Below are 17505 nucleotides of genomic sequence, written 5' to 3'. Positions count from 1 at the left end.
GCCGAGGGATAAATGAAGAAGGCGCCCCAAAAAGGCGCCTTCTTCTATGTCTGGGATACGCGGACTCTCAGGGCGAGAGGGGCTCACGATGGAACTCGCTCGCCCCGCATTCCGGGCAGGGGCCGAGCTGCTGCGGATGAAGCACCGTATGGCGCCACTCACAATCCTCGCACACCAGCACCCCGAGGCCGACCCAATCACCAACACGATAAACGCCCTTGTGCTCCAGTTCGTCGGCCAGCTCCTGCCATTCCACCTGGGATCGGTCGGTCACATCGGCGAGCCAGGACCAGGCAGTGTCTTTGAGCGCCAGCATGAAAGCCGACTCCGGTGCCTCGGCCCGACCGGCCTCAAAGTTGCCCAGATCCCGCTTCACGTATTCGGCGATCAGGGCCAGCTCATCCTGGGTCAGGTCACCGGCGGCTTCCATATAAGCCTGTACCTTGGCAATCATGCGATTGAGGCGCTCGCCCTGAAAGGCTTCCGTCTCCTCCCACTGCTGCCTGAGCTGGGCGATGAAGGCCTCATAACCTTTTCGACGTTTGTCCATGGCATTACTCCTCTCGAATGACGGATGGATGCTTTGCCCGACTGGTAACCCGGGACGCTGACGGTTGTTGCCGCCGCAGGATATGGGTATTCTATCGGGATTTCCCAGCCGATTTATCTACCCATTTCACAGATCCGGATGTCACCAAATGCAAGAGCAATACGTTCCCCAGTCCATAGAACCAGCAGTGCAACAGCACTGGGATGCCAAGAAAACCTTCAAGGCAGTGGAGAAAGTAGACAAAGAGAAGTTCTACTGCCTCTCCATGTTCCCTTATCCGTCTGGTCGTCTACACATGGGGCACGTGCGTAACTACACCATAGGTGATGTGATCTCCCGTTATCAACGGCTCAATGGCAAGAACGTGCTGCAACCCATCGGTTGGGATGCCTTCGGTCTGCCCGCCGAAAACGCCGCCATCAAGAACAACACGGCGCCGGCCCCCTGGACCTATGAAAACATCGAATACATGAAGAACCAGCTCAAGATGCTGGGACTGGGCTATGACTGGGACAGGGAGCTGGCCACCTGCAAGCCGGATTACTACCGCTGGGAGCAGTGGTTCTTCACCAAGCTCCATGAGAAGGGCCTGGTCTACAAGAAGACCTCCTCGGTCAACTGGTGCCCGAACGATCAGACGGTGCTCGCCAACGAGCAGGTGATCGACAACTGCTGCTGGCGTTGTGACACCCCGGTGGAGCAGAAAGAGATCCCCCAGTGGTTCATCAAGATCACCGACTATGCCCAGGAGCTGCTGGACGATATAGAGAACCTGGATGGCTGGCCCGAGATGGTCAAGACCATGCAGCGCAACTGGATTGGCCGCTCCGAAGGGGTCAACATGACCTTCCAGGTCGCCGACAGCGATGCCTCCTTCGACATCTATACCACCCGTCCCGACACCCTGATGGGCGTGACTTACGTTGGTATCGCGGCCGGTCACCCGCTGGCCCTGCAGGCTGCTGCCACCAATCCGGAACTGGCCGCGTTTATCGAAGAGTGCAAGCACACCAAGGTCGCCGAAGCCGAGATGGCAACCATGGAGAAGAAGGGCATGGCCACCGGCCTGTACGCCATTCACCCTCTGAGCGGCCATAAGGTGCCGGTCTGGGTCGCCAACTTCGTGCTGATGAACTATGGCACCGGCGCCGTGATGGCGGTCCCCGGCCACGACCAGCGTGACTTTGAATTCGCTACCAAATATGGCCTCGACATCAAGGCGGTCATCAAACCCGCCGATGGCGAGGTGGATGTGAGCGACGCCGCTTACACCGACAAGGGTGTGCTGTTCAATTCCGGCGAGTTCGACGGCCTCGAATTCCAGGCCGCCTTCGATGCCATCTCCAACAAGCTCGAGGCGCTGGGCCGCGGCAAACGCACCGTCAACTTCCGCCTGCGCGACTGGGGTGTCTCCCGTCAGCGTTACTGGGGTGCCCCCATCCCGATGCTGACTCTGGCCGACGGCACCGTGGTGCCAACCCCGGAAGATCAACTGCCGGTACTGCTGCCCGAAGACGTGGTGATGGACGGCATCCAGAGCCCGATCAAGGCCGATGCCGACTGGGCCAAGACCACTTACAACGGCCAGGAAGCGTTCCGCGAGACCGATACCTTCGACACCTTCATGGAGTCCTCCTGGTATTACGCCCGTTACTGCTCCCCGGACTACGACAAGGGCATGCTGGATCCGGCTGCCGCCAACCACTGGTTGCCGGTGGATCAGTACATTGGCGGTATCGAACACGCCTGTATGCACCTGCTCTACGCCCGCTTCTTCCACAAGCTGCTGCGCGATGCGGGCCTGGTCAACAGCAGTGAGCCGTTCAAGCGCCTGCTCTGCCAGGGCATGGTGCTGGCCGACGCCTTCTACTACAAGGACGAGAAGGGCGGCAACGTCTGGGTCAGCCCGACCGAGGTCAAGCTCGAGCGTGACGAGAAGGGCCGCATCACCAAGGCCGTCGATCTGGAAGGCCGCGAAGTGATCCACTCCGGCATGACCAAGATGTCCAAGTCCAAGAACAACGGCATAGACCCGCAACTGATGGTGGAGCGTTACGGCGCCGATACCGTCCGTCTGTTCATGATGTTCGCCTCCCCGGCCGACATGACCCTGGAGTGGTCCGACTCCGGCGTCGAAGGGGCCCAGCGCTTCCTGCGTCGTCTGTGGCGCCTCACCTTCGAACACGTCTCGGCCGGTGCCGTGCCTGCGCTGGACCTGACCGCCCTGACCGGCGATCAGAAAGCGGTGCGCCGCGAGCTGCACAAGACCATCAAGAAGGTGAGCGATGACGTGGGTCGCCGCCAGACCTTCAACACCGCAATCGCCGCCATCATGGAGCTGATGAACAACCTGGCCAAGCTGGGTTCGGATGCGCAAGACCGCGCCCTGATGCAAGAAGCGCTGGAAGCCGTGGTGGTCATGCTCTACCCCATCACCCCGCACATCGGCTTCGAGCTGTGGAAGATGCTGGGCAAGGGTGACGATGTGGACCACGCCGTCTGGCCGGTGGCCGACGAGGCCGCCATGGTCGAGACCGAGAAGCTGGTCGTCGTGCAGATCAACGGCAAGATGCGCGGCAAGCTGACGGTGCCCGCCGAGATCAGTCAGGCCGACATCGAGCGCCAGGCCATGAATGATGCCAGCGTGCAGAAGTTCATCGACGGCCTGACGGTGCGCAAGATTGTCTATATCCCGGGCAAGCTGCTCAACATAGTCGCTAACTGATTAATCAGGCATCCTTCCCGATGCCATCACCGGGTGCAAGGCCGCAGGTCGCGCACCCTCGTATAATCAAAGGAGGCGGCTCGCCGGTGCGCGCCGCCTCCTTGTTGGAGAGGACATGCCATGGGTTCGCCCCTCATTCGCTGGATCAGCATACTGTTGACCACACTGTTGCTTTCGGCCTGCGGCTTCCAGATGCGCGGCCAGGCCATTCCCCCCGAACTGATGACCATGAAGGTGGTCGGTGACACCAAGAGCGATCTCTATCGACTGGTGACCACCCGCCTCAAGGCGTCAGGGGTCGTGCTGGACGACAAGGAAGGCATTCCGGTGCTGACCCTGGGCAGCATCGGCAACAGCAGCGAGGTCGCCTCGGTCGATGCCCTCGGTCAGGACAGGGAGTATGTGCTCGGCTACAGCACCAGCTTTACCATCTCCATGCCGGGTCAACCGACCCAGATCTTCCCCATCACCTTCAACCGCAGTTTCCTGAACAAACCGGACGCGGCCCTTGCCTCCTCCCGTGAGCAGGAGCAGCTCGGCAAGGAGATGCAGGAACAGGCCGCCAGCCTGATAGTGCGGCAGCTGAGCCAGGTCAAGTTCTGATGCGAGTATCTTGATGAGGATTTACCCCGAGCAGTTTGCGGATCACCTCAAGGCAGGGCTCAGGCCCTGCTATCTCGTCTTTGGTGCCGAGCCGCGGCTCGAGACAGCAGAGCAGGCCATCGACCTTGCCCATCCATCGACCCAGCCAGAGCCAGTTCTGATGAGAGTATCTTGATGAGGATTTACCCCGAGCAGTTTGCGGATCATCTCAAGACAGGACTCAGGCCCTGCTATCTCGTCTTTGGTGACGAGCCGCTGCTCAAACAGGAGGCCATCGACAGCATCCGCCAGCACGCACGCAAGCTGGGGTTCGATGAGCGCCACAGTTTCGTGGTCGAGCCGGGGCTTGACTGGAACCAGGTCTACGATGCCTGCCAGGCCATGAGCCTGTTCTCGGCCCGCCAGCTCATCGAGTTGGAGCTCCCCCCAAAAGTCGACAAGGATCTCGCCGCCCGCATCAGCGAAATCGGCAAGCAGCTGCATCCCGACCTGCTGCTGGTGCTGAGCGGTGGCCGGCTCAACCAGACCCAGATGAAGGCAGCCTGGTTCGACAAGCTCTACCAACTTGGAACCTATGTGCCGGTCAACCACCCGGAGCCGCGCTTCTTCCCGCGCTGGATGGGGGCCCGTTTTCAGAAGTTCGGCCTCAAGGCCCTGCCCGATGCCATCAATTTCATGTGCCATGCCTATGAGGGCAACCTGCTGGCGGCGAGTCAGGAGATTGAGAAGCTGACCCTGCTGGATCCACCTCAGCCCATCAGCGTCCCCTATCTGCAAGAGACCATCATTCGTCACGCCCACTTCACCCCCTTCCAGCTGATCGATACCCTGCTGGAGGGCAAAGTGAACCGGGCCCAGCGCATCTTGCAGGCCCTGCGCGCCGAGGGCACCGAGCCCGGCATGCTCGCCTGGACCCTGGCTCGCGAGCTGGAACCGCTCACCGAGCTGTCGCTGGCCATGCGCAGTGGCCAACCCCTGGGGGAGCACTTCTCCCGCCTGCGTATCTGGCAGAGCCGCCAGCAGCTGATCCAGCAGGCGCTGACCCGCTTGCCCTTTGCCAAGTTGCAGCAGCTCTGGCAGCTGATGAGCCAGCTCGACGCCGCCCTGAGCCACTTCGAGACAGAGCGTGCCTGGCTGCTGTTGCAAACCCTGGCCCTGGGATTTCGCGATGGTCACCCCTTGCCGATGGCTGTGGAGCGCAGCCCATGCTAAGCAAACCAATCGGCCTGCGCGCGACAAAGGCCATCTTCGAGTCCATTTGTCATCGGCCCCCGACGATCAGGACAGTGCCACAGGGGTGGGCTGCATGTTGAATCCAGCTATCGGCCTGCTCGGCGGCACCTTCGATCCCATTCATATCGGCCATCTGCGCCCAGCCATCGAGGCGCAACAGGCGCTGTCACTGGCCGAGATCCGGCTCATTCCAAACCATATCCCCCCCCACAGGGCCAACCCCTTCTGCTCGAGCGAGCAGCGCCTGGCCATGGTCAGGCTGGCGGCGGCAGAGAATCCGGGGTTTGTGGTCGATGAGCGGGAGCTGAGGAGAGAGCGTCCCTCCTACACCATAGAGACGCTTATCGAGCTGAGGAGCGAGCTGCCCGACACGCCGCTCTGCTTTCTGATGGGCATGGATTCCCTGCTCAGTCTGCCGAGCTGGCATCGCTGGCAAGCACTGCTCGACCATGCCCATCTGGTGGTGAGCGGCCGCCCGGGTTGGCAGCCGGATTACCCCGCCCCGGTGGCCGAGCTGCTGGCCCGCCATCAGACTCGGGATCCCGGTGCCCTGCACCAGCATCTGGCCGGTCATATCTGGCTGGCAGACAACCTGCCCATCCATCTCTCTGCCACGGCGCTGCGGGAGTTGCTGGCCAAGGGACAGGATCCCCGCTATCTGTTGCCAGCCTCTGTCGCACACTATATTGATCAACAAGGGCTCTATCGCGCCAGCGCAAAGATCCCCCTTGCTTCCCCTACCCAGCCTGGTAGGAAATGAAGCCACCCATGATATAATCCGCCGCCCCATGCCCAAGCAAGCCGCGCCGGATCCAGAGGAGAAACACTATTGCAAGAGCAACAACTGCACGCCTTCATCATCGACAAGATCGATGACATGAAGGGCCGCGACATCGTTACCCTGGATGTGCGCGGTCAATCCACCATCACGGATACCCTGATCATCTGCTCCGGCAACTCCAGTCGTCATGTCTGTGCCATCGCCAGTAACCTGGCGAGCGAGGCGCGCCATGCCAAGCTCAATCTGCTGAGCGTGGAAGGACAACAGACCGGCGAGTGGGTGCTGGTCGATCTGGGCTCCGTCATAGTGCATGTGATGCAAGACGAGTATCGCGACTTCTACCAACTGGAGAAACTCTGGGGCAGTGCTCCGGTACAAGCCTGATCCCCATGAAGATTCAGTTAATTGCCGTGGGCACCAAGATGCCCGCCTGGGTCGAGCACGGCTTCCAGGAATACCGCCGCCGCTTTCCCAAAGACATGCCATTTGAGCTGGTCGAGATAAGCGCAGGCAAACGCGGCAAGAATGCCGACATCCCCCGTATCCTGCAAAAGGAGGGGGAAGCCATGCTGGCCGCTGCGGGTCGTTCACGCCTCGTCACCCTGGATATTCCCGGCAAGCCCTGGACCACGGAGCAGCTGGCAGGCCAGCTGGAAGCCTGGAAGCTGGATGGCCGCGACGTCGCCCTGCTGGTAGGCGGCCCCGAGGGGCTCTCCCCTGAATGCAAGGCGGCTGCCGAGCAGAGCTGGTCCCTCTCGCCACTCACCCTGCCCCATCCCCTGGTGCGGGTCTTGGTGGCCGAGAGCCTTTACCGGGCCTGGAGCATCACCACCAACCACCCTTATCACAGGGAATAGCGCTTTATGTTTTCGCTCCCCCCCAAGGTTGAGGCATCCCCATGCTGAAACAACGCATCGAGATGCGCGATCACAGTGCAGAGGGCAACCTCTTCTTCCGTCGCACCCTGGTCGCCTACCTGGGCATGGTCGCCCTGATGCTGGTGCTGCTCGGCAATCTCTACTACCTGCAGGTAGAATCGTTCGACACCTACCAGACCCGCTCCAATGACAACCGGATCAGGGTCGTGCCGGTGGCCCCTCCGCGCGGCCTCATCTATGACACCAATGGCGTGCTGCTGGCGGAAAATCGCCCGGTCTACAGCCTGGAAATCGTGCCGGAAGAGGCCGGGGACATCGACAAGATGGCCGATGAACTCATCGCCCTGCTCGGGCTGCCGGAAGGGACCAAGGAGAAGTTCCTGGCGGAGGTCAAGCGTCAGCGTCGCTTCAAGCCCGTCTCCCTCTATGAGAAGCTGACCGAGAAGCAGGTCGCGGTCTTCTCCGTCGATCAGCACAACTATCCGGGGGCCAGCATCGAGGCCTACCTCAAGCGCTATTACCCCTTTGGCGATACCCTCACCCATGCCCTGGGTTATGTGGCCAAGATCAATACCCGGGATGTGGAGCGTCTCGATAAAGAGGACAAACTCGCCAACTACGCGGCCACCAAGGATATCGGCAAGCAGGGGGTGGAGAAGTTCTACGAGGATCAGTTGCACGGCGTCGCCGGCTACCAGGAGGTCGAGGTCAATAACCGTGGCCGGGTGGTGCGTACCCTCAAGTTCCAGGCACCCCAGCCCGGCAAGGACATCTACCTCAATATCGACATCCGCCTGCAGCTACGTGCCCAGCAGCTGCTGGCTGGCCAGCGGGGGGCCATCGTCATGATGGATCCCAAGACCGGTGCCATCCTGGCCATGGAGTCGAGCCCGAGCTATGACCCCAATCTGTTCGTGACTGGCATCTCCACCACCAATTATTCGGGTCTGCTCAACGATCCGGCCCGCCCGCTGGTCAACCGCACCACCCAGGGCATCTATGCCCCCGCCTCCACCGTCAAGCCGATGATGTCGGTGATGGGGCTCAACGAGGGGGCCATCACCCCCCAATACCGCTACTTTGGCGGACCCACCTTCTCCATTCCCGGTACCACCAAGAAGTTCCGGGACTGGCGCCGCTGGGGCCATGGCTGGCTCGATGTGTATCGCGCCATCGAAGTGTCGGCGGATACCTATTTCTACGATCTCGCCTACCGGGTCGGCATCGACAAGATCCACGAATACATGACCCAGTTCGGTTTCGGTCAGTACAGTGGCGTCGATCTCTACGAGGAGACCCGAGGGGTCATGCCCTCCCGGGAGTGGAAGATGAAACGCTGGCGCCAACCCTGGTATCAAGGTGACACCATCTCCATCGGCATAGGCCAAGGCTACTGGAGTGCCACGCCCATCCAGCTCGCCAAGGCGATCAGCATCCTGACCCAGAACGGTCATGACGTGACGCCGCACCTGCTCAAGAGCACCGTCTCCCTGGATGGCTCGGTGCCTGCGCCGATCAATACCAAGGTGGCGCTCAAGACCAAGAGCGACAGCTATTGGCAAGTTGCCCAGCAGGGCATGTGGCGGGTCAACCAGGGCAAGGAAGGCAGTGGCCGTCATGCCTTTGCCAATACCGCCTACGTCTCCGGTGGCAAATCGGGCACGGCCCAGGTGGTCGGTCTGAAGGAGAACCAGATCTATAACGCGGCCACCACCAAGGTCGAGCACAGGGATAATGCACTCTTTGTCGCTTATGCCCCCTTCGAGGCGCCCAAGGCCGTAGTGGCCCTGGTGCTGGAGAACGCCGGTGGCGGCAGCAAGAACGCAGCCCCTGTGGCACGTCAGATGCTCGACTCCTATCTGCTGCCCCCCGAGCCCGAACTGCCCCCGGCCCCGCTCAAAGCGGCGGCAGCCAAACCGACCGATGCCAACGCCACAGAGGTAAGCCCCCATGAGTAACTCGGCCCGCCAGAACAGCCTCTGGTACCGGCTGCATATCGATTTGCCCCTGCTGATCGGTCTGCTCTGCCTCATGGCCCTCTCCATGGTGGTGCTCTACTCCGCCTCGGGTCAGGACATGGACTCCATCGTGCGCCAGCTGGTGCGCGGCGGCCTCGCCTTCGTGCTGATGCTGGCCCTGGCCCAGCTGCCACCGACCCTCTATGCCCGCTGGGCCATCCCCGTGTTCACCGTGGTGGTGCTGATGCTGATCGCGGTCGATGTCTTTGGTCATATCGGCAAGGGGGCGCAGCGCTGGCTGGATCTCGGCTTCATGAAGTTCCAGCCCTCCGAAGTGATGAAGGTCTCCATGCCCATCATGGTGGCGACCTGGCTCAGCCGGCATTCGCTGCCTCCCAAACTCAGCCACGTGATAGTCGCCCTGATCATGGTGCTGCTGCCGACCCTGCTCATCGCGGCTCAGCCCGATCTTGGCACCTCCATCCTGGTGGCGGCCTCCGGCTTCTTCGTCATCTTCCTGGCGGGGATCAGCTGGTGGCTCATCGGACTGGCCGCGCTGCTGGCGGCGGCCTTCATGCCGGTACTCTGGTTCTTCCTGATGCACGACTACCAGCGTCAGCGGGTGCTGATGCTGCTCGATCCGGAGAAAGACCCCCTCGGCCGCGGCTACCACATCATCCAGTCCAAGATAGCCATCGGCTCCGGCGGCGTCTTTGGCAAGGGCTGGCTGCAGGGCACCCAATCCCAGCTGGAATTTTTGCCAGAGCGCCACACCGACTTCATCTTCGCGGTGTTCAGCGAGGAGTTCGGCCTGGTGGGCGTCGCGCTGCTGCTCGCACTCTATCTCTACATCATCAGCCGCTGCCTCTATATCTCGATGCAGGCCCAGAGCAGCTTCGAACGCCTGCTTGGCGGCGCCCTGACCCTCACCTTCTTCGTCTATGTGTTCGTCAACATGGGCATGGTCAGCGGCATACTGCCGGTGGTCGGCGTGCCGCTGCCGCTGGTGAGTTACGGCGGCACCTCCATGGTGACCCTGATGGCCGGCTTCGGCATCCTGATGTCCATTCAGACTCACAGAAGGCTGCTGGCCTGATGCTGCGGCGCGCCTCCCGCCTGCTGTTGCTGGCAGTGACCTTGCCAACCATGGCGGCTCCCGTCGCCACTGCGCCGCCGAGCATGGCCACCCTCACCACCCTGGCCGAACGTCAGGCCGTTCCTCTGGCCGACTTGCAGGCTGCCGCCGGGGCCGCCCGACTCAATCCCGAGATACTGGCGCTGATGCAGCGCCCCTGGGAGGCCAAGCCCTGGTATCAGTACAGAGCGCTGTTCGTCACCGAACAACGCATTCAGGCCGGTGTGCGCTTCTGGCAAGAAAACCACACCCAGCTCAGCCAGGCGGAACAGACTTACAGAGTCCCCGCCGCCCTCATCACCGCCATCCTGGGGGTAGAAACGGCCTACGGTAAGCAGATGGGCCGCCACGGGGTACTCGACAGTCTCTATACCCTGGGTTTCTACTACCCGGAACGGGCCGATTTTTTCGCCAAGGAATTTGCCCAGCTGGTGCTGCTCGGCCAGGAGGAGGGATTGTCCCTCCAGACCCTCAAGGGCTCCTACGCGGGCGCCATGGGCATGGGTCAATTCATGCCCTCCAGCTATCGCCACTATGCCGTGGATTTTGATGGTGACGGCAAGCGGGATCTGTTCGGCAACAAGGCCGATGCCATCGGCAGCGTGGCCAACTATTTTGCCGAGCATGGCTGGCGCTGGCAGGAGCCCGTGGTCGAGCCCGCCGAGGCGACCCTGCCGGTCGCCGAGTCTCTGATAGGCAAGGCCCCCGAACCGACCCTGCCATGGCAGACCCTGTTTGATGCCGGGCTGCGCCTCGCCACGCCACTGGATGCCAATACCAGGGTTCGTCTGCTGGCCCTCGATAAGGCGGACGGCCCCAGCTACTGGGTCGCCCGCCACAATTTCTACGTGATCAATCGCTACAACCGCAGCCCCTTGTACGGCATGGCGGTCTATCAACTCAGCCAAGCCATTCAGGATGCCTATGCAGCACAACCAAGCCCTCCTTCTCAGCCTGACCTTGTTGCTGGCCGCCTGTAGCAGCCAACCCGAGCAGCCCCCGGCCCCCCCTTCCCCCCCAGTACAGGTGGAGAAACCGCCGGTCATCGAGTTCCCCCAGGCCACTGGCGCCATACCGCGCCATGAGCCCCTGAGCGCGAGCGGCAACCGCGACTACTGGATAGGCAAGCAGAAGTATCAGGTGTGGCGCGACATCAAGGACTACAGCGAGGAGGGCTCCGCCAGCTGGCTCGACCAGGGGCTCGACGGCAACAAGACCGCCAACGGCGACATCATGGACAGCAGCCAGTTCAGTGCGGCCCACCGCAACCTGCCGCTGCCGAGCTATGTGCGGGTCACCAACCTCGACAATGGCAAAGAGACCATAGTGCGGGTCAACGACCGTGGTCCCTTCACGCCATCACGACTCATCGACCTCTCCCATGCCGCCGCCCATCAACTCGGCATGGTCGATAACGGCACGGCGCGAGTCAGGCTGGATCTCATCACCGATACCCCGGATCAACAGATTGAACGGGTGGCAGACATTCCCATGACGGACACCCTCGCGGCCCAGGCCCCCGAGCCCCTGATAGCGGCCAAGCCTCCAGTCGCGCCCCCAGCCAAACCGGCGGTGAAGGCCCAGACACCTGTGGCCAGCACTGCGGCCACCCCGGCGACAGGGTCTGACAAGCGGATGCAGGTGCTCGCCAGCGGGTCCCAGCAGCGGGCCCAGAGCCTGGCCGAGAGCCTCGGCAAACAATATGGGGTACCTCATCAGATTGAGGCCGCCGGCCACGTCTTTCGCGTGCTGCTGGGCCCCATCCCTGCGGCCAAGCAGGCTGAGTTGCTGCAACAGTTGCGCAGCTCAGGATTCGAACAGGCTTTCTTGCTCCCCTGATGCGCTCGTTTCAGGCCCTCCCCCGCGGCCACTGCAAGGCGGGGGCGCGCCTGATTACGACGCGTTTGCTGAGCTGGATTGTTAAAAAATCCCCCCCGATCGCCATGCCGGACTATAACCGCTGCGCGCTTCTGGTATAGTTAGCCCCGCTTTTTCATTTACATTTACCAGGGGTCACCCCCCGACCAGGCCCGCAGGAATTTTCACGATGTCCAAATTTTCTCATTCAGTTATCCTCGCCGCCCTGATCAGCGCAACCGCCCAGGCCAATACCCCGGTGCCGGATGCACTGCCCACCCCCAACAGCATGCCGGTGGTAGTGCCCGCCGCGCCGACCATTTCGGCCAAGGCCCATATCCTGATCGACTACGCCAGTGGTCAGGTCCTCGCCGAGGAGAATGCCGAAGAGCGCCTGCCGCCTGCCAGTCTGACCAAGATGATGACCTCCTACATCATTGGTCAGGAGCTGCTCAAGGGGAATATCAAGCGCACCGACATGGTGACCATCAGCCAAAACGCCTGGTCCAAGAACTACTCCGATTCGTCCAAGATGTTCATCGAGGTTGGCAAGCAGGTTTCCGTCGACGATCTCAACAAGGGCATCATCATCCAGTCCGGCAATGACGCCTGTGTCGCCATGGCCGAATTCCTGGCAGGCAGCACCGACTCCTTCGCCAGCCTGATGAATACCTGGTCCGCCAAGCTTGGCATGAACGACAGCCACTTCATGAACCCCCATGGTCTGGATGCCGAGGGTCACTACAGTACCGCCCACGACATGGCGCGCCTGGGCCAGGCCCTGATCCGCGACTTGCCGGAGGAGTACAAGATTTACTCCCAGAAGTCGTTCGTGTTCAACGGCATCACTCAGCACAACCGCAACCGCCTGCTGTGGGATCAATCCCTGCAGGTCGATGGCATCAAGACCGGCCACGTCAGCCAGGTCGGTTACAACCTGGTCTCCTCCGCCACCAACAATGAGGGCATGCGCCTCATCGCCGTGGTATTCGGTGCCAACAGCGAGGCCTCCCGCGCCGCCGAGAGCAAGAAGTTGCTCACCTACGGCTTCCGCTTCTTCCAAAGCGCCACCCCCTATAAAGCGGGTACCGAGCTGGTGAGCCAGAAGATCTGGATGGGTGACAAGCCGGAGGTGAAGCTGGGGGTGGATCAGGATGTCTCTGTGGTGGTGACCCGCGGTCAGGCCAGCAACCTGAAAGCGGACTTCCAGCTCGACAGCGAGCTGAAGGCACCGCTGACCAAGGGACAAAAAGTCGGGACCGTCTTCCTCAAGCAGGGTGACAAAGAGATCAAGCAAGTGCCCCTGGTTGCCCTGGAAGATGTGCAAGAGGGTGGCCTGATGAGCCGTCTGTGGGACTATGTCGTCCTGCTGGTGACCAGCTGGTTCAAGTAAGGCTCGGCTAAGTGCGTCAGCCTGCGAGGCCTAAGTCATGGCCCGGCGGCTGACCAGCTGACGCCGGACAAGCAGGGTAAAATGTTGTCAAGTAACGGCGCCATCAGGCGCCGTTACTGTCTCGCTGGCAGCCACTAGCGAATAACCCTGCAATCTGCAGGTTCCGCCGCCCCGGGATTTGTGGTAAAAAGCAGCACCTCCATGTCTTGTCGCACGAAACCGGGTCTTGATCCCGGTCTGGGCCATGCCCATATAGACTTGTACTGGCGGCCGTCTAGGCCAAGGGCAATGAGCTACATGAGAGAGTCATCCCTGATGACACAAAAGGTGAGTCAATGAATACCAAGTTTGATGAACTGCTGGAGTTCCCCTGCAAGTTCCCCTTCAAGGTACTGGGTGTCGCCGATCCCGCCCTGCCGGATCAGGTTGTCCAAGTGCTGCAGCAGCATGCGCCGGGCACTTACAGCCCCGTCGTCCAACCCAGCTCCAAAGGCAATTATCACTCTGTACGGGTGACGGTTACCGCCCAGAGCAAAGAACATGTCGAAGCCATGTATACCGCCTTGGGTAACATAGAGCTGGTTCGCTACGTTCTGTAACCTCATGCCTTCGTCGCCCCCTGAGGGCGACGAATTTTTTGTCGTGCCCTGCCCGTGAGGAAACCATGTCCAGCCCAGCACAACGTCACCTGCTGATCAGACACCTGGGTCGCAGCCCCTATCAGGCCGTGTGGGACGCCATGAAGGCGTTCACCGACGGCCGCGATGGCGACACCCCTGACGAGTTCTGGTTGGTGGAGCATGAGCCCGTCTACACCCAGGGACAGGCCGGCAAGGCCGAGCATCTGCTCGCCCCCGGCGACATTCCTGTGGTGCAGAGCGATCGTGGTGGCCAGGTGACCTATCATGGCCCCGGCCAGCTGGTGCTCTATGTGCTGGTGGACGTGCGCCGCTGCAAGCTGTCGGTGCGCGAGCTGGTTACCGCCCTGGAGCAGGCCATCATATCGACCCTGGCCCTGAGCGATATCGCCGCCTATGCCAAGGCGGATGCCCCCGGTGTCTATGTGCAGCAAGCCGGTTTCGAGGCCAAAATCGCCTCCCTGGGACTGCGCATTCGGCGCGGCTGCTCCTTCCATGGCCTGGCCCTCAACGTCAACATGGACATGAGCCCCTTCCTGCGGATCAACCCTTGTGGTTATGCAGGCATGCCGATGGCTCAAACCAGTGCCCTGGGCGGCCCTTTGAGCGTCGCCGACGCGGCGGTGCCGCTTATCGACGCCCTGGCCAGCCTGATCGGCTATCAGACCATTACCCATGTCGAGCAAGCAGCATGAGTCGTTTCCTGCCCTGCGGCGATGGGAACATCAAGATGCCCCCTTCGGCCATCAACCTGACAGTAACAAACACCGAGAGTGAATCATGAGCAAACCAGTTCGTATGGAGCCGGGCGTCAAGCTGCGCGATGGCGACAAGATGGCCCTGATCCCGGTGAAATTCATGCCGGATCCCACCGAAGAAGTGCTGCGCAAACCGGACTGGATGCGCATCAAGTTGCCGCCTTCGAGCCAGAAGATTGAGCACATCAAGAGCACCTTGCGTAAAAACAAGCTGCACTCGGTCTGTGAAGAGGCCTCCTGCCCCAATCTGGCCGAGTGCTTCAACCACGGCACGGCCACCTTCATGATCATGGGCGCCATCTGCACCCGTCGTTGCCCCTTCTGCGACGTGGCCCACGGCCGCCCGCTGGCACTGGATCCCGACGAGCCGCAGAAACTGGCCCTCACCATCAAGGAGATGGGGCTGAAATACGTGGTCATCACCTCGGTGGACCGCGATGACCTGCGTGACGGCGGTGCCCAGCACTTCGCCGACTGCATCAAGCAGATCCGTGAGCACAGCCCCCAGACCCGCATCGAGATCCTGACCCCGGACTTCCGTGGCCGGATGGAGCAGGCCCTGGACGTGTTCCGCGAGACCCCGCCGGACGTGTTCAACCACAACCTGGAAACCGCCCCGCGCATGTACCGGGTCGCCCGCCCCGGTGCCGACTACAAGTGGTCCCTGGAGCTGCTGCGCCGCATCAAGGAGATGCACCCCCATGTACCGACCAAGTCCGGTGTCATGATGGGTCTTGGCGAGACCAACGAAGAGATAGTCCAGGTGCTCAAGGACTTGCGCGAGCACGGCGTCAACATGCTGACCCTGGGCCAGTATCTGCAGCCGAGCCGCCACCACCTGCCGGTGAAGCGCTACGTGCCGCCCGCAGAGTTCGACGAGCTCAAAGACGTCGCCATGGATCTGGGCTTCTCCCACGCCGCCTGCGGTCCCTTCGTGCGCTCCTCTTACCACGCAGACCTGCAAGCCAAGGGCGAAGAGGTCAAATAATCGCCCTTGCATCCCCATGCATCTGCCAACAAGAAGAGCGCCTCAGGGCGCTCTTCTTGTATCGGTCAATCAAGGCTGTAATAGGTCGAGCGCCATGCCGGGTCGGCTGTTGGCTTGGCTCAATGAGGGCCCCGCACCTGTTGTTGCAGCTCAAGCAGGGCCCTGACCTCGGCCAGGCGGCGCCGGGTCAACGCAATACGCTCCGCCTTGCCCATGCCCTCACCCGTCAGCAAGTCGGCCAGACAGTGATCATAGAGAGGGCCGCTCAGGCGCCAACTGCGGCTGACGGCTCCCTGAGTCAAGGTGAGCCGCTCCTCGCTGCCACAGCGATCCAGGCTGATCTGCCGACCATCTGCCAGAGAGGCCCGGATCCCCTTCTGTCCCCCGGCAGGGCCGGCGTATTTGTCGAGCCAGATATGAAGCGGTATGGATCCCAGGGAGCCAAGCAGTTCGGCCCGCCCTTCGGCGCTGTGCAGGTCGCCTCGGGCTATGGCCTGGCCCAGCCGGTCTGTCACGCCACGGGCTTTCAGTTGCAGGGATTCATCCTCCCCAAGCGCCGCCACCAGCTCTCTGGCCTGAGTCAGCACATGGGTGCCTATGTCGAGGATGACCCCATCGGGATGGCGCAGCGCCCGGCGATCCGCTTCTCCCGTGGCAAAGTTGAGGGCGATGGGCTGCCCCTGATCGTCCCTGCCACTGGCTTCTTGCAGATAGCCCTCCAGCAGCACAAGCCGAGCACCGGTGAAATCAGGAAGATCCGCCTGCGCCGGATCCTCTGCCTGCCAATGCGCGCCAAGTTGCCCCGATAGCAGTTGCTGGATCCCACGGCGTGCCATCCAGTGATCCAGGGCCAGCACTCGCCCGGCCTGGGCAGCGTCGGCCAGCAGCGCCTCCATCTCCCCAAGCTGATCCAGACGGGCAACCAGAGGTTTTTCCACCACCAATAGCGGTATTGCGCTAGCCAGGGCTGCCTGCAGGGTCTCCAGATGAACGAGGGAGGGAGTGGTAATGAACAACAGATCCAGCGGCTTGGCCAGCAAGGCTCCCAGACTCGGCAGGCCATGAATGCCCATCAACTGCCGAGCGGGATCCACGTCATGGCCCCACAGATCTAGGTCCGGTATGGTGAGCCGCTTGAGGGCTGGCAGATAAGCGGTTTCCACCACGGCGCCCAGGCCGACGAATCCAATTTGCATCAGCTTCTCTCCAAATAGATTCAATCTAGCGCCACTGGCCTTGACCTGGCCTGATCCAGAGCAATGAATCCCGCGGACCTGACTCGGCGCAGGCGTCTGGAGGCAACGATAAGGCCCCGTTCGAGCATTCCTGTTCCTTCGGGCAGAGGCTATGATGCCGACTTTCCCGCCGCATTCAGGAGCTGCTCATGTCCCCGGTCAAGGTCTTCATCATCCATGGTTACACGGCATCCCCCCAGGCCAACTGGTTTCCCTGGCTCGCCACCCGGCTCGAAGAGCAGAGGGTGCAGGTCACTGTGCTGGCCATGCCGGATCCCCATACCCCGGCGCCTGCCGCCTGGGATGCTTATCTGGCCCAGCGTATCGGAGAAGCAGATGGCAGCACCATACTGGTTGGCCACAGCCTGGGCTGCATCGCGGCCCTGCGTTACCTGCATCAACAAACCGCGACGCATCACCTCGGCGGTTTGCTGCTGGTCAGTGGCTTTGATGAGCCCCTCGCGACCCTGCCCGAGCTGACCCCCTTCGTCGCCCAGTCGCTGCCCCTTGCCGAGCTTCGTGCTCGCCTGCACCATTGCGCCCTGATCGCCTCCATGGATGATGCCATAGTGCCCCAGCCCTACTCGGCCCGTCTGGCCCAGCGGCTCCAGGCTCCTTTGCATCTGATCGAGCAAGGGGGACACTTCCTCGACCGGGAGGGTTTCACCGAGTTGCCCCTCGCCTATGAACAAGTGATGGGTATGGTCAGTGCCCTGGGTGATGTCCAAGGGGCGCTTAAGGCAGGTTGATGGCATGGCTGTCATTGTCGGTAG

The 17505-nt window shown here is 61.7% G+C and carries 17 protein-coding genes; 15 read left to right on the top strand and 2 right to left on the bottom strand.

Features of this window, described 5'->3' with window-relative positions; all coding sequences use genetic code 11:
- Window positions 1-67 precede the first annotated feature (67 nt).
- Complete coding sequence (locus M2367_RS00385) at window positions 68-550, bottom strand: zinc ribbon-containing protein (RefSeq protein ID WP_224431136.1); 483 nt, start codon at window positions 548-550, stop codon at window positions 68-70.
- 148 nt (window positions 551-698) lie between these two features.
- Here M2367_RS00385 and leuS point away from each other — a divergent pair, with 148 nt between their 5' ends.
- From leuS to lipA, 14 genes are all read left to right on the top strand, one after another.
- Window positions 699-3275, top strand: a complete 2577-nt coding sequence (leuS, locus tag M2367_RS00380) for a leucine--tRNA ligase (protein ID WP_259235467.1) — start codon at window positions 699-701, stop codon at window positions 3273-3275.
- Window positions 3276-3395: 120 nt separating this feature from the next.
- A complete protein-coding gene (gene lptE, locus M2367_RS00375) occupies window positions 3396-3878 on the top strand; it encodes an LPS assembly lipoprotein LptE (protein ID WP_042040907.1) in 483 nt (160 codons plus the stop codon).
- A gap of 174 nt (window positions 3879-4052) precedes the next feature.
- A complete protein-coding gene (gene holA / locus M2367_RS00370; RefSeq protein WP_259235826.1) occupies window positions 4053-5090 on the top strand; it encodes a DNA polymerase III subunit delta in 1038 nt (345 codons plus the stop codon).
- Between the two features lie 94 nt (window positions 5091-5184).
- Window positions 5185-5871, top strand: a complete 687-nt coding sequence (gene nadD, locus M2367_RS00365; RefSeq protein ID WP_224431138.1) for a nicotinate-nucleotide adenylyltransferase — start codon at window positions 5185-5187, stop codon at window positions 5869-5871.
- A gap of 69 nt (window positions 5872-5940) precedes the next feature.
- A complete protein-coding gene (rsfS, locus tag M2367_RS00360; protein ID WP_042040911.1) occupies window positions 5941-6276 on the top strand; it encodes a ribosome silencing factor in 336 nt (111 codons plus the stop codon).
- Window positions 6277-6281: 5 nt separating this feature from the next.
- On the top strand, window positions 6282-6749 hold the full coding sequence (rlmH, locus tag M2367_RS00355; RefSeq protein WP_005894642.1) for a 23S rRNA (pseudouridine(1915)-N(3))-methyltransferase RlmH: 468 nt from the start codon (window positions 6282-6284) through the stop codon (window positions 6747-6749).
- Between the two features lie 41 nt (window positions 6750-6790).
- Window positions 6791-8728 (top strand): penicillin-binding protein 2, encoded by a 1938-nt coding sequence (mrdA, locus tag M2367_RS00350; RefSeq protein ID WP_224431139.1) that lies wholly within the window; start codon window positions 6791-6793, stop codon window positions 8726-8728.
- Window positions 8721-9824: a rod shape-determining protein RodA gene (rodA, locus tag M2367_RS00345; protein ID WP_259235466.1), complete on the top strand. Its 1104-nt coding sequence runs from the start codon at window positions 8721-8723 to the stop codon at window positions 9822-9824. Before mrdA ends, rodA begins: the two co-directional genes overlap by 8 nt.
- Before the next feature lie 23 nt (window positions 9825-9847).
- Window positions 9848-10843, top strand: a complete 996-nt coding sequence (gene mltB, locus M2367_RS00340) for a lytic murein transglycosylase B (RefSeq protein WP_404972845.1) — start codon at window positions 9848-9850, stop codon at window positions 10841-10843.
- Window positions 10788-11702 carry a septal ring lytic transglycosylase RlpA family protein gene (locus M2367_RS00335; RefSeq protein WP_042040915.1) on the top strand — a complete coding sequence of 305 codons (915 nt, stop codon included), beginning with the start codon at window positions 10788-10790 and terminating at the stop codon, window positions 11700-11702. Before mltB ends, M2367_RS00335 begins: the two co-directional genes overlap by 56 nt.
- Window positions 11703-11910: 208 nt before the next feature.
- Window positions 11911-13113 carry a D-alanyl-D-alanine carboxypeptidase family protein gene (locus M2367_RS00330; RefSeq protein WP_259235465.1) on the top strand — a complete coding sequence of 401 codons (1203 nt, stop codon included), beginning with the start codon at window positions 11911-11913 and terminating at the stop codon, window positions 13111-13113.
- Between the two features lie 335 nt (window positions 13114-13448).
- On the top strand, window positions 13449-13712 hold the full coding sequence (gene ybeD / locus M2367_RS00325; protein WP_042040917.1) for a DUF493 family protein YbeD: 264 nt from the start codon (window positions 13449-13451) through the stop codon (window positions 13710-13712).
- A gap of 65 nt (window positions 13713-13777) precedes the next feature.
- Entirely contained in the window at window positions 13778-14446 is a 669-nt protein-coding gene (gene lipB / locus M2367_RS00320) for a lipoyl(octanoyl) transferase LipB (protein ID WP_042040918.1), read from the top strand.
- An 85-nt stretch (window positions 14447-14531) separates the two neighbouring features.
- Window positions 14532-15497: a lipoyl synthase gene (gene lipA / locus M2367_RS00315; RefSeq protein ID WP_042040919.1), complete on the top strand. Its 966-nt coding sequence runs from the start codon at window positions 14532-14534 to the stop codon at window positions 15495-15497.
- A gap of 119 nt (window positions 15498-15616) precedes the next feature.
- Here lipA and M2367_RS00310 read toward each other — a convergent pair whose 3' ends face one another.
- Window positions 15617-16693 (bottom strand): Gfo/Idh/MocA family oxidoreductase, encoded by a 1077-nt coding sequence (locus M2367_RS00310; RefSeq protein WP_259235464.1) that lies wholly within the window; start codon window positions 16691-16693, stop codon window positions 15617-15619.
- 188 nt (window positions 16694-16881) lie between these two features.
- Here M2367_RS00310 and M2367_RS00305 point away from each other — a divergent pair, with 188 nt between their 5' ends.
- Window positions 16882-17481, top strand: a complete 600-nt coding sequence (locus M2367_RS00305; RefSeq protein ID WP_259235463.1) for an alpha/beta hydrolase — start codon at window positions 16882-16884, stop codon at window positions 17479-17481.
- Window positions 17482-17505: the final 24 nt, after the last annotated feature.

Origin of the sequence: Aeromonas sp. BIGb0445 (assembly GCF_024809075.1) — a bacterium.
GTDB classification, from domain to species: domain Bacteria; phylum Pseudomonadota; class Gammaproteobacteria; order Enterobacterales; family Aeromonadaceae; genus Aeromonas; species Aeromonas rivuli.
This window is presented reverse-complemented; position numbering and strand designations above follow the sequence as displayed.

Bases quoted from the DNA above. Each gene is read 5' to 3' on its own strand.
- lipA (WP_042040919.1), top strand. From the start codon at position 14,532: ATGAGCAAACCAGTTCGTATGGAGCCGGGCGTCAAGCTGCGCGATGGC.
- M2367_RS00330 (WP_259235465.1), top strand. From the start codon at position 11,911: ATGTCCAAATTTTCTCATTCAGTTATCCTCGCCGCCCTGATCAGCGCA.
- ybeD (WP_042040917.1), top strand. From the start codon at position 13,449: ATGAATACCAAGTTTGATGAACTGCTGGAGTTCCCCTGCAAGTTCCCC.
- M2367_RS00385 (WP_224431136.1), bottom strand. From the start codon at position 550: ATGGACAAACGTCGAAAAGGTTATGAGGCCTTCATCGCCCAGCTCAGG.
- mrdA (WP_224431139.1), top strand. From the start codon at position 6,791: ATGCTGAAACAACGCATCGAGATGCGCGATCACAGTGCAGAGGGCAAC.
- lptE (WP_042040907.1), top strand. From the start codon at position 3,396: ATGGGTTCGCCCCTCATTCGCTGGATCAGCATACTGTTGACCACACTG.
- M2367_RS00305 (WP_259235463.1), top strand. From the start codon at position 16,882: ATGTCCCCGGTCAAGGTCTTCATCATCCATGGTTACACGGCATCCCCC.
- rodA (WP_259235466.1), top strand. From the start codon at position 8,721: ATGAGTAACTCGGCCCGCCAGAACAGCCTCTGGTACCGGCTGCATATC.
- holA (WP_259235826.1), top strand. From the start codon at position 4,053: ATGAGGATTTACCCCGAGCAGTTTGCGGATCATCTCAAGACAGGACTC.
- rlmH (WP_005894642.1), top strand. From the start codon at position 6,282: ATGAAGATTCAGTTAATTGCCGTGGGCACCAAGATGCCCGCCTGGGTC.
- lipB (WP_042040918.1), top strand. From the start codon at position 13,778: ATGTCCAGCCCAGCACAACGTCACCTGCTGATCAGACACCTGGGTCGC.
- M2367_RS00310 (WP_259235464.1), bottom strand. From the start codon at position 16,693: ATGCAAATTGGATTCGTCGGCCTGGGCGCCGTGGTGGAAACCGCTTAT.
- M2367_RS00335 (WP_042040915.1), top strand. From the start codon at position 10,788: ATGCAGCACAACCAAGCCCTCCTTCTCAGCCTGACCTTGTTGCTGGCC.
- leuS (WP_259235467.1), top strand. From the start codon at position 699: ATGCAAGAGCAATACGTTCCCCAGTCCATAGAACCAGCAGTGCAACAG.
- nadD (WP_224431138.1), top strand. From the start codon at position 5,185: ATGTTGAATCCAGCTATCGGCCTGCTCGGCGGCACCTTCGATCCCATT.